We start from the raw sequence: 11,800 nt of genomic DNA on the forward strand, positions 1-11,800 counted from the left end.
CGAAATGGGTTTACGGAAAGGAGAAGTATAGTGTGGCTAGGGCGATCGCCTTGGAAGAAAAAGCTTAATTTTGGGTATCGCGATATTGCTTGAGTTCCGCTTTGAGGCTCGCAATTTCTGCCCGGAGATTGTCGATCATCTCCTGGAGGTCAGCGGGGCGATCGTCGCCGTCAATGTCAATGGTGATCGGGCGGCTAGAATTACCTTGATTAGCCGCTTCCCGTTCGGCGCGGGTCTGGACTTCTTGGGCAAATTCCTGAAACCATTGATTGCGTTCTGCATCGAATTTACCAAGATCACTAAGCAGATCCGTCAAACTGTCTTCTACCCTCTCTTTGAGGACTTCTGCAAAGGCGCGGCCATAGGCCAGGGCTTGGAGGACGGGGTTGTTCATGGGACGCAACATTTCTTAATGGCTTTCGTAACAGATTATATCTATTAAACGAGGTTTCGTCTTTTGGCGATCGCCCCTGGGGTTTCCTTTTCACTGTGGCAATTGCCCCAGGAAAGTATGCTAAATTAGCAATCTCCCACTGGTCACCGATTCAAACGAGATATGAGCAGCGAAATCAAGCAAGTTTCTGGCACAGGGATCCCGCTCCGGGGCAACGACATCGACACAGACCGCATCATTCCCGCACGGTTTCTGAAGTGTGTCACCTTTGATGGCCTTGGGGAACAAGCTTTTGCGGACGATCGCCAGCAACTAGACGGCGAGCATCCCTTTGATTTACCCCAGTATCAGAATGCGAATATCCTCGTGGTCAACGGCAATTTCGGCTGCGGCTCTTCACGGGAACACGCCCCCCAAGCCCTTTTGAAATGGGGTATTGAAGCCATTGTGGGTGAAAGTTTTGCGGAAATTTTCTTTGGAAACTGCCTCGCCAACGGCGTCCCCTGTGTAACGGCGGATCGGGCGACGGTCGAAGCATTACAAGGTCAGTTAGAAGCTAACCCCCAGGCGGCCACCAGCGTCGATCTAGAAAATTTGACAGTTTCCTGCGGTGATTGGTCGGGTCAAATCCAGTTAGGAGAAGGGGCTAGACAAGCATTACTCGCTGGCACTTGGGATAGTTGTGGTCAATTGGTGGCGAACCAGGCGGAGATTGCCACAACGGCGACAAAATTGCCTTACCTGGCCTGGGCCTAAACCATCATGGCCCAGTGGGAACTCTATAAAGAATTTCGCTTTGAGGCAGCCCACCAACTGCCCCACCACGATGGTAAATGCGCCCGTCTCCACGGCCATAGTTGGGTGATGCGGGTGTATCTGCGGGGCGATCGCCTCCAGGAAACGGGGCCAAAACAGGGGATGCTTTTTGATTTTGGCGAGATTAAAAAATACGTCCAGCCGCTACTAGATCAGTACCTAGATCACTACCATTTGAATGATTCCTTGGGGATGGAAAGTCCCACCAGCGAGGCGATCGCCCAATGGATTTACCAAGAACTAAAAAAAGTGGATTTACCGGGTTTAGCGGCGGTAGAAATTAAAGAAACTTGCACCGCAGGCTGTATTTATACCGAAGACTGATGACCGCGCCATTTTACCTCGGCCTTGATTTTGGGACTTCTGGGGCACGGGCGATCGCCATTACAGGTGAGGGTGAAATTTCCCAGACGATTAGTGTAAATCCCCTTGAACAAACGCCCCAGGGTTGGCGCGAGGCACTCTGGCATTTACTCGCCGCCCTCAATCTAGAGATTCGGCAAAATCTCCAGGCGATCGCCCTCAATGGCACCTCTGGCACAGTTCTACTCTGTGATGCCTCCGGAGAAGCGATTACAGAAGCCCTGCTTTACAACGATGACCGGGGCCAGACTGTTTTACCAATGCTCCGCACCTTGGCACCGCCCCAACATCTCGTGCAATCGGCCACGGCCAGCCTCGCCAAATTACTCTGGTTTGAATCCCAGGGGTTAACCCAGGGGGCCAACTATTTTTGCCATCAGGCGGATTGGTTAAGTGGCTTACTCCACGGCAACTTTAGCCTGAGCGATTACCACAACGTCCTAAAACTTGGCTACGACGTCGAAAATCTGGGTTATCCTTTCTGGTTACAACAGCATCCTCTGTTTCATTTACTGCCCCAAGTGCAAACCCCCGGTGCTGGGAAACAGAAGATTTTAGCGACCGTTGCCCGGCGGTTTGGGATCAATCCCCACTGTCAAATTTGCGCTGGAACCACCGATAGTATTGCGGCCTTTATCGCCAGTGGTGCCCAGGAAATTGGGCAAGCAGTGACCTCCCTCGGCTCCACGCTGGTGCTGAAATTGTTAGGCGATCGCCCGATTCAAGACCTGGCCGCCGGGGTCTACAGTCATCGGTTTGGTCATCTGTGGCTCGTGGGTGGCGCTTCAAATACAGGCGGTGCCGTGCTCAAACATTATTTTGATGACACACAACTGCAACGACTCAGTGTCACCCTTAACCCCCACCAGGACAGCGGCTTAAATTATTATCCGTTGCTGCGGCCTGGCGATCGCTTTCCGATTAATGACCCAACTTTGCCACCAAAATTAACCCCACGGCCCCAAGATTCCCGCCAGTTTTTGCAAGGCCTCTTAGAAGGCATCGCCCGCATTGAAGCCCAGGGTTACCAAAAGTTACAGGCCCTAGGAGCGCCCCCCGTTAGCACCGTCTTTACCGCTGGTGGTGGGGCAAAAAACCCAGTCTGGACACAAATTCGCGCCCGTTACCTCCGTTGTCCAGTGCTTATTTCACCCCAACCAGAAGCCGCCTATGGGAGCGCTCTCCTCGCCCAACGGGGACTGCCCAGAGCCTAATCGTGGAAGCCGGGATTCCAGATGCCGAGATAAAGGCGATCGCTATCGTTGCGTTTAATTTGACCCCGGTGGTTAGCCGTGGTGAAGGATTGGGAACTGCTATTGCGGTTGTAGACACTAGCCACCGCTTGGTTCACTTCCGGGGGCACGCCTTCGGGCAAGAGGCCACCCAGGGTTTGTTGGATCACGCTGAGGTCAGTCCCCACCGGAAAAGTGATTTCCGTCTGGGCCAGGGTGCCCGTTGTGTTGTCAACGATGTAGCCGAGGCTGACATTCGCCGGGCCATAGTTACGATACAAAATCGCCGTACTATCACCCCAAAAGCCAGGCCGTTGATCGGTGGGGGGCACAGAAATAATTTGGGGAATGGCGGCGCCGGGAGTCCCCACGGGAATTAACGGAATTTCTCCAGGGCTGGGAGTAGGTTCTGGGGTCGGTTCTGGCTCCGGCTCCGGCTCTGGAATGGGTTCCGGTTCGGGTTCTGGTTCTGGAATGGGTTCCGGTTCCGGTTCCGGCTCTGGGGTCGGTTCGGGTAGGGGAGTTTCAAGAACAGGCGAATTGCTCTCTGTGTTCAAGGCTGGATCTTCGGGGAAAGTTTGAGGTTCAGGCGATCGCCCGACGAGGGCAAAGGTCAACCAAATTCCCGCACTGATGCCAATACCGCTAAACAAAACCGTGAGAATCGCCAAACGCCAACAGCCACCATTTTCTGTTTCCTGGGGTTGGGCGGCGGTGGTGCTTGTCGGTAATGTGGTACGTCTTGCCACGGGGGGCGATCCCACAACCCGCGTGGCGGTGGTTTGATTGCCATTAACTACCGGGGCCGGAGCCGCCGCAGTGCCCACTGCATTCCGGAGAGCATTTAACATCGCCTGGGCCGTGGGAAAGCGATCGCGGGGATGGAATTTCACCGCCTTCGCAATGACTTGACCCAATGGCGTTTGCAGATAGGGAAAATCCTGCTGCCAAATCAATTCCCCCGTTTGGGGATCGTTGGGAAACTGTTGGGGAGATTGGCCAGTGAGGAGAAAAATCGCCGTAAACCCAAGGCCATACAAATCACTGGAATAGACGGGACGCCCGGTGCCCTGTTCGGGGGCCATGTAGCCGGGGGTGCCGATCGCCACAGAGACGGGCTGGCTCAAGTCCAGGTGAATGGCGGTGGTCAGGGCTTCCTTGACGGCCCCAAAGTCAATTAAAACGGGTTTGCGATCGCTACTGCGCAGGATAATATTTTCTGGCTTAATATCCCGGTGAATGATGTATTGGTCATGAACCAGTTGGAGGACGGGCAACAAGTCCAGCAAAATTTGTTGTACCTGGAGTGGGCTTAGACTGCCCTGCTGTTTAACGATGTCCTGAAGTGTCAGCCCATCGATCCATTCTTGCACCAAATAAAATCGTCCCTGCTCCTCAAAGTAGGCGTAGAGCTTGGGGATCTGATTATGTTTTTCCCCCAGGCCTTCGAGGATGGCGGCTTCCCGTTGAAAGCGTCGCTGCATCTCCTGGACCGTTTGGGGGCTGGTGGCCTGTACCTTGAGTGATTTCAGCACACATTGCCGTTGGGAGGGCAGTTGTAGGTCTTTCACCAAAAAGGTATCCCCAAATCCACCCTGTCCGAGGGTCTTCACGATTTGGTAACGGCCATTGATCAAGGAAGATTGCATAGGGATTTGGTTACGAAAAGGCGTGAATTTTATTTTACATTCCCCGTTTCTGAGTTGGCGATCGCCGATTACCGTAGCAGCCACTACAATTGCAAGCAGTTTCTTTGCGCCCCCAAGCGGGCGTCCCTGCCATGACCCAGCCGTTCCATCCCCCATCAGAAAAACTCAACCTATCGACAAAAATTGCCTTTGGGGCGGGCGATATTGGGCCAGCTCTCACGGCAAATGTCTTGGTTTTCTTTCTGTTGTACTTTTTTACCCAGGTAGCGGGTTTACCACCGGGCCTGGCGGGGAGCATCTTGATGATCGGCAAAATTTCCGACGCCATCAATGATCCGATTGTGGGGGTATGGAGCGATCGCACTCGTCATCCCTGGGGCCGACGCTTGCCCTGGATGCTGGGGGGAATTATTCCCTTTGTCTTTGTCTTTTTTGGGCAGTGGTTGGTTCCCCAATTGAGCGAAATTGATCAAGTGAATGATTGGTTTTTGTTTGGCTACTACATTGTGATGGGCATTTTATTTAACCTGGCCTACACAGCGGTTAATTTGCCCTACGCGGCCCTCACCCCAGAGTTAACCCAGGATTACCACGAACGCACCAGTCTCAACAGTTTTCGGTTTAGTTTTTCCATTGGCTCTAGTATTTTTTCGCTGATTGTGGCGCGGTTGATCTTCCAAGCTTATCCGGATGATCCCCTAAAGCAGTACAGCCTTCTGGGGCTCGTTTGTTCAGTGTTTGCGGGCTTGGCGCTGTTGTGGTGTACGTTGCGGCTCCAAGAGAAGGGGCGATCGCCAATCCTAAACCCTCGGCAACGGCAGCGATTGGGTCAAGGGTTATGGGGAATGGCTGGGGTGAGTGGCCTGGCTGGGTTGGGGTTGCTCCAGGGGCCAATTTTATGGCCATTTTTGTTTATTTCTGCGGGGCTATTGCTGGCGGTGGCGGGTTGGACATTCGTGCGCTCTGTGCCGGAACCCCATTTAACAGTACCTTTGGCTGAACAAACGGATCTTGCGGCCCCGATTCCCTTCCGGGAGCAACTGAAAATTGCCTTTAGTAACAAACCCTTTCTCTTCGTGATTGGGATCTATCTGGCCTCTTGGCTGGCGATTCAATTAACCGCTTCGATCTTGCCCTATTTCGTGATCAACTGGATGGGCCTACCAGATGCGATGTTTCCCAATGTGGCTCTGGCGGTACAGGGAACAGCCCTGGTGCTTTTATTTGTGGCCAGCGCCCTCAGTCAACACTTAGGGAAAAAAACGGTGTATTTTGGGGGCGTTTTCCTGTGGATTATTGCCCAGGTGGGGTTATTTTTCCTACAACCGGGACAAATCGGTTTAATGTTTGCCTGTGCAATCTTGGCTGGCTGTGGGGTGTCCGTGAGCTATCTGATCCCCTGGTCGATGGTGCCCGATGTGATTGAACTAGATGAACTCACCACCGGACAACGGCGGGAAGGCGTTTTTTATGGCTTTATGGTGCTCCTCCAGAAAATAGGTCTGGCTATTAGCTTATTTCTGGTGGGTCAAGCCTTGGCCTGGGCTGGTTTCGTTGAATCTGTTCCGGGTCAAGCGCCCCCGGTGCAACCTGATTCGGCTCTCTTGGCGATCCGCTTGGCGATCGCCCCCTTACCGACCATCGCGCTTATCATTGGCTTAGGACTCGCTTACTTTTATCCCATCACCCAGCAGTACCACGAAGAAATTCGTCTCAAACTCGCTGAACGACGCGTTGATCAAGCCTAGTTGCAGTGGCGATCGCCCCACAAAGTGCATCAGTAAATAGGCAGCACAACTAAGACTGGGCAACACACAAAAATTCCCACTTAAAATCAAGAGCCATGACAACCACACTTTTTACCGCCCCCCGCACCCTCTTACAAATGATTGCCACTGGTGCAGTATTTGTGTCCGGATTCTCCGCCAATGTCCTTCCTACCACCGCATCCCCCTTAATCGTAAGTCCCGCCCAGGATGCGACTGATTTATTCTTTGCAGACTACACCTGGTGCGATGCAAAAATGCTGGGGGAATTTTGGGGAGAAGGCCCCGGTAATGCCAAAGTCAGCGCTGGCAAACTCCTCCAAGACGGGGACTATCAAACTGTTGAAAGCAAATTAACGGCGGCCCGGGACTATTACAGTGGCCAAGGTCTTTGCAACTATACTGACGAAGGCTTTAGCTATGAAGATATGGTTGTCGTCGCTGAATATTGGGATGTGTCCGTAACCGAAGCAAAAACAACCATCGCTGACAAATTGGAATGGGGCTTACCGGGTGTTGCCCATGACATCGTTGAGATGGCCTACGCCGAGCAATCCCATTATGATCCCACCGCGATTGTCGAAACCATCGCCTTTGAGAATTTGAATCGTGATGGCCAAACTTTGGGTTATTTTGTCCAACGGGCCGATGGTCTATGGGTAGAACTCACCGCTGCCGGGGAAGAGATTTTCTACTTCAATGAAATTGAGCGGGATCCGTTAGTGGTGACTCTATTCGACGCTTCACGCAATATGGAAATTCATTTGGACTATCATTTCAATCAAATTCAATACCGCTATTCTTCTGATCAAGGTGCGCCCAAGCCCCTCTACGCCATGGGTTTCTAATTGACAATCGTTTTGGGGGGTGAGCCATCATCTCCCATATTTTTTTAGATCAATTACTGACGCCAACAATACGAGAGCCGGGGAGCAAAAATCGTGATCACTTTAGATTGGAAAATTGGGTTTGAAATTGAGTTATTGGCACCAGCGGGGAGCAGTCGTCAGGATCTCGCAGAGGCGATCGCCACTGCCCAGGGGGGGCAAGTCCATCGCTTTTTTCACCCCCAATCGGAACCCAGCAAAGTACCTGGTAAACCAGTCTTTCACAATTTAACCCTCGGCTTTGAGATTCTTGATCCCCAGCAACGGATGATCGCCCAATGTGTCGATGATCTAACGTTACAAAAAGACCTGAAGCGCCAGGCTAAACCCCAAGCAGGTTGGTACCGCATTGTCAGTGATGATGAACGTCTGCTGCGTTTGATTGCCCGTCAAACTGATGCCAAAGCCCCTTTGGAAACCGTAATGGATCCCATCGGTGAGTTGTTTGGCACGGTACCAGAACCGGGGCCAGGGGGGATGCGGCGGGTGAATGATCAAAGCGGGGCATCCGTGGCGATCGCCGCCCCACTACCCGGAGAACGAGAACGTCCCTGTGAATTGATTACAGCGCCCCTGGAGACAGACCACGAGCATCAATTAGAAACCCTATTATCCTTAGCGCGGCACCTAAAATTTACAGCTCCCGTTGAAGGCGCAACTCACCTTCATTTTGAGGCGACGCCCCTCCAGTCAGCCCCGGCGATCGCCAATTTAGTGAATCTGTTGTGGCGCTATGGGGCTATTCTCAAAACCCTCATGGGCACCAATCCCAACTGTCGTCGCCTCGGCCCCTGGCCCGAAACCCTCCTCACCACCGTGAACCAGCCAGAATTTCGGCAACTCCCCTGGCCCACTGTCCAGCAACAACTCCATCGCCTCAAGCTAACAAAATATTGTGATTTTAATTTGGTGAACTGCATCAACGCCCTACCCCACAAAAACACGATTGAAGTGCGAATTCTTCCCGTTTGGCTAGAGACAGCACCCATTCTGCAGGCCGCCTCTTTATTTACCGCTGTTTTACATTTGGCTACTCAGGGAGAGGCGATCGCCCCAGGCCCTCCAGAAAAATTCACCCGTGCCAATGTCCAAGCTCTTTTGCAACAACTGCAACTAGATCCAGCGCAAGTTGATCTTTGGTTGCAACGGGTGCCCCAAGGCAAGGCCCGGAAAAAAGGTTTTCAGTAATTTCAACGATGGAACCCTTAGATTAAGCGCTATCGCTAGGACGACAAAGGCTGACCGCACTGGGTACAAAAGCGATCGCCTGCCGTAATTGCTTGACCACATTGGCCACAAAACCGTTTTGGTTTATTGTCGGCTGCCGAATTTGCTGCTGATGTCGGTTGCTGCTGGACAGACTGAGGCAAATCATTGATCCGCATCTCCATATTGCCCAGGCGCATTTCCATCGGTTTCATCTTCATTTCCATGTTGCCCATTTTGAGTGGGGGCAGGGGTTCTAAAGGTGACATCGGCTCCGGAGATTCCGTCGCTGTTTGTTCTAAAGGCAGCGATTGGGCACCCTGTAAATTGAGGGGTTGTTCACAAAGGGTAGCCATTTGGCCTTGTACTCTAATCTGCGTTGTTTTTGTCGCGCTAAAAACCGTGATGACCGTGATCCCGCCAGCCTGCATTACCGTGGGCTGTGCTGTCCATGTGCCCGTTAAATAACGGTTTGTGCTTTGTTGCTGTTGTCCAGGGCCACTTTGGCTAAGGGTAATGATGGTATGGGAGCCTTGGTTCGTCAAATCAAGCCGTTGCCCAGAACCAAGATAACAGACGTAATTCATGGGGAAACTCCAACAATAATTTGCAAAAATAATGCTCGCGCAGCTTGGAAGATATGCGATGATTAACCTGACAGCAACTGGCTTTTACTGTCTATGTTTTGACAGATTATGATCGGCCAACCCAAAAATTTTTTCTGTGAATCCCATCAGGTCAAACGAGGTCATCAAGATTGACATATTGTTTAGGAATCTTAGTTCGCCAGGGTTTTATCCTCGCCGCCGATTCACGCACCAATGCGGGGGTTGATTACGTTTCATCCTATCAAAAGTTATTTGATTTTTCCTGTCCAGGGGAACGGGTGCTTATTCTCTGCACTTCGGGGAATTTATCCATTACCCAAGCCATCACCTATCAACTAGAACAAGAGATTCGCAGTGGTACGCCCCACAATCTCCATACAATCCCTAGTCTTTATGATGCTGCCCGCTACATTGGCCAAAAAACGCGCCAACTGCAACAGGAAGATCGGCCGTGGCTCGAGAAGGATCATATTGATTTTCAGTGTAATTTTCTCCTCGCCGGACAAATTGCCGGGGCACCGCCGGAGCTTTTTCTTATTTACAGCCAGGGGAATTGCATTCGTGCGACCCCAGAGACGCCTTATCTACAGATTGGCGAAACGAAGTATGGCAAACCGATTTTGGATCGCACCCTCTCCTATGAGTCTTCTTTAGATGCGATCGCCAAATCAGCCCTCCTCTCCATCGACTCCACAATGCGTTCTAACCTGTCTGTGGGGCCTCCCATCGATATGATTTCCTATGCGGTCAATAGCCTCAAAATCCAGCACCGTTTGCGGTTAGAAGCCCGCGACCCCTACTTACTCAAAATTCGTCGCTATTGGGAAAACGCCCTCAAACAAGCCTCCGAAGCAATGCCAGGGGTGGAATGGAACCGGGACTTAGGGCAGCAGGATCAAGATCCCGCAAGCAATGGCACAGATTTTCTTTAGTCTCACAATCACGATACAGACGCTAATTCTTTCGTCTGGTCATGCAGACTAGAGACACGTTCAAGATTGCCTTCGATCACGTCACAAAGATCGTCTAAGGGCAGATCATTAACATCAAAACCAAAGGGATTTTCTAGCTCCCGGGCGACTTCTTCAACGCCCAGTAGCAAGAAGCTAACCACGGCCACAATCGGAATCGCCCACCAGGTCATCTCAGGCACCAGGCGGAACGGTAAACCAAAACAATAAATTAAAATCAAGCGCTTTAAATAGACACGATAGGTAATCGGAATTGGGGTGGTTAAAATTCTTTCGCAACCACTCACACTATCCGTGAGATTATTCAGCATACCGGTGGTCATATTTAGCTGCGCATCCCCAAAATTTTTCAGCTTGAGTTGCTGATGTAGATAGGTGCGTAACCAAAATTGAATATCAAGGGGACGATTTTTCGAGTCTTTCAGTTGCGTGACCTGCTCCGGCTCGACCAATGCTTCTAGTCTGTCGTTTACTTGGTCTCCCCGTAGGTGCAACTTGGTGGCGATCGCAAAAGCAAGCAGTAGATTTAAAGCCTGTTTTTTGCCCTGTATTTCTTTTTCTGTTGAGGTCGTAATCCCAATCAAAATTTCCTGGGCAAGATTACGGATATTCACAACGATTCCTCCCCATGCTTTTCGCCCTTCCCAAAAACGCTCGTAGGATGTATTCGTGCGAAAAACGATGAGCAAACCCAGAATCAGATTGTAAATAACATTTGTGGTCAAATCTCCCAGTTTCTCAAGATAGATAGGCAAACCCTGGAGGTAGATAAATGTCAATGCCGCAGTCAAAATACAGAAAAAAAGGATGCGCGGCAAAATCATAGACAAGACAGCCCCCTTGACCTGAAAGATAGTACTGAGCCAATCGGGTTTATCCAGTTTGTCAGAGGTAATCATCGGTATCTAAAGTAATTTTTTGTGTGAGTCAACAAATTAAATATTCAGTTTTCAAATCAGCTTTCTAAGTATCATCTCCTGCAGGTAATTGGTTGGGAAAATAATCATTGTATTTATCCTGATTGTAATAATATAAAGTGCGAATAGGATAGGGGATATTAATATCAGCTGCGTCGAATACTTCTTTGATCTTAATAATTGCCAGGGTTTGGACGCGACGAACTTCTTTTTGTTTAGGCGTTGTCCAATAGCGGACAATAAAGTCAATGGAACTATCGCCAAAACTGACGAGATCAATTTCGGGGGCAGGCTGTGCTAAAACGCCATCCAAATCACAAATCGTTTGCTGTAATAAATCCTTGGCCATTGGCAGGGGCGTATTGTAATCTACCCCCACACCGAGATCAGTGCGCCGATTAGGATAAGCTGTTTTCACCATTACCGCATCAGTAAACACGCTGGCATTTGGTAACAAGACTTTTTCCCCCTGATAGGTGCGAATGCTCGTTGTGCGGATGCTGATATCTTCAATAATACCTTGGTAATCACTGACTGCAATTTCATCACCGATGCGAAAAGGCTCCTCAACCAGTAGGATAATCCCCGCAAAAAAGTTTTTGACGATATCCTGAAACGCAAAACCAATGGCGATTGAACCCACCCCTAAAGTGGCAACAATATCCCCTAAACTCAGGCCAGGAAAAGCGACTACACAGGCAAATAAAACACCTAAAACCCATGTCCCCACATAAACGCCTTTGTCAGCCAGAATTTGTAGTGAATGATTTTTGATGGTTTTGGCGGTAACTTCTTTGGTTATTTTCTGGAAAATTTCCGAGCAATACCTTGTTAAAAATAGAATAATGATTCCAGTTAGCAAGCCAGGGATTCGTTGAATACCGATACTTAAAATGGCTTGTAGACTGTTAATAATGGTTTCTGTAATTTGGCTCATAAAATGTGTGGCTTCAGTTTGTAGTGAAACTCAATATAATTAGGAGAATAATTC

Annotated in this window: 12 protein-coding genes; 7 read left to right on the forward strand and 5 right to left on the reverse strand. The window is 50.3% G+C overall.

From position 1 onward, the window contains the following. Positions 1-64 precede the first annotated feature (64 nt). Positions 65-394, reverse strand: a complete 330-nt coding sequence (locus AACQ84_RS02305; protein WP_041443335.1) for a DUF6825 family protein — start codon at positions 392-394, stop codon at positions 65-67. A gap of 162 nt (positions 395-556) precedes the next feature. Here AACQ84_RS02305 and leuD point away from each other — a divergent pair, with 162 nt between their 5' ends. Genes leuD through AACQ84_RS02320 form a run of 3 tightly spaced genes read left to right on the forward strand, consistent with a single transcriptional unit; the run spans position 557 to position 2,787 of the window. Next, on the forward strand, positions 557-1,150 hold the full coding sequence (gene leuD / locus AACQ84_RS02310) for a 3-isopropylmalate dehydratase small subunit (RefSeq protein ID WP_012306088.1): 594 nt from the start codon (positions 557-559) through the stop codon (positions 1,148-1,150). A 6-nt stretch (positions 1,151-1,156) separates the two neighbouring features. After that, a complete protein-coding gene (queD, locus tag AACQ84_RS02315) occupies positions 1,157-1,534 on the forward strand; it encodes a 6-carboxytetrahydropterin synthase QueD (protein ID WP_012306089.1) in 378 nt (125 codons plus the stop codon). After that, on the forward strand, positions 1,534-2,787 hold the full coding sequence (locus tag AACQ84_RS02320; RefSeq protein ID WP_012306090.1) for an FGGY-family carbohydrate kinase: 1,254 nt from the start codon (positions 1,534-1,536) through the stop codon (positions 2,785-2,787). Before queD ends, AACQ84_RS02320 begins: the two co-directional genes overlap by 1 nt. Here AACQ84_RS02320 and AACQ84_RS02325 read toward each other — a convergent pair. Then, positions 2,784-4,454: a serine/threonine-protein kinase gene (locus tag AACQ84_RS02325; RefSeq protein ID WP_012306091.1), complete on the reverse strand. Its 1,671-nt coding sequence runs from the start codon at positions 4,452-4,454 to the stop codon at positions 2,784-2,786. The genes AACQ84_RS02320 and AACQ84_RS02325 overlap by 4 nt on opposite strands. A 131-nt stretch (positions 4,455-4,585) precedes the next feature. Here AACQ84_RS02325 and AACQ84_RS02330 point away from each other — a divergent pair, with 131 nt between their 5' ends. From AACQ84_RS02330 to AACQ84_RS02340, 3 genes are all read left to right on the forward strand, one after another. Then, positions 4,586-6,202, forward strand: a complete 1,617-nt coding sequence (locus tag AACQ84_RS02330; RefSeq protein ID WP_012306092.1) for an MFS transporter — start codon at positions 4,586-4,588, stop codon at positions 6,200-6,202. Between the two features lie 95 nt (positions 6,203-6,297). After that, on the forward strand, positions 6,298-7,068 hold the full coding sequence (locus AACQ84_RS02335) for a hypothetical protein (protein ID WP_012306093.1): 771 nt from the start codon (positions 6,298-6,300) through the stop codon (positions 7,066-7,068). A 93-nt stretch (positions 7,069-7,161) separates the two neighbouring features. Then, the gene (locus tag AACQ84_RS02340; RefSeq protein ID WP_012306094.1) at positions 7,162-8,295 is read left to right on the forward strand and encodes an amidoligase family protein; all 1,134 of its coding nucleotides are present in this window, start codon (positions 7,162-7,164) and stop codon (positions 8,293-8,295) included. Positions 8,296-8,330: 35 nt separating this feature from the next. Here AACQ84_RS02340 and AACQ84_RS02345 read toward each other — a convergent pair whose 3' ends face one another. After that, the gene (locus AACQ84_RS02345; protein WP_012306095.1) at positions 8,331-8,900 is read right to left on the reverse strand and encodes a zinc-ribbon domain-containing protein; all 570 of its coding nucleotides are present in this window, start codon (positions 8,898-8,900) and stop codon (positions 8,331-8,333) included. A gap of 170 nt (positions 8,901-9,070) precedes the next feature. Between AACQ84_RS02345 and AACQ84_RS02350 the strand changes: the two genes are divergently transcribed. After that, complete coding sequence (locus tag AACQ84_RS02350) at positions 9,071-9,853, forward strand: proteasome-type protease (protein WP_012306096.1); 783 nt, start codon at positions 9,071-9,073, stop codon at positions 9,851-9,853. An 8-nt stretch (positions 9,854-9,861) separates the two neighbouring features. Here AACQ84_RS02350 and AACQ84_RS02355 read toward each other — a convergent pair whose 3' ends face one another. Then, positions 9,862-10,791 (reverse strand): bestrophin family protein, encoded by a 930-nt coding sequence (locus AACQ84_RS02355; protein WP_012306097.1) that lies wholly within the window; start codon positions 10,789-10,791, stop codon positions 9,862-9,864. A 64-nt stretch (positions 10,792-10,855) separates the two neighbouring features. Continuing rightward, positions 10,856-11,746, reverse strand: a complete 891-nt coding sequence (locus tag AACQ84_RS02360; RefSeq protein WP_012306098.1) for a mechanosensitive ion channel family protein — start codon at positions 11,744-11,746, stop codon at positions 10,856-10,858. Between the last annotated feature and the right edge of the window lie 54 nt (positions 11,747-11,800).

It is taken from the genome of Picosynechococcus sp. PCC 7002, from assembly GCF_963860125.1.
GTDB lineage: Bacteria > Cyanobacteriota > Cyanobacteriia > Cyanobacteriales > MRBY01 > MRBY01.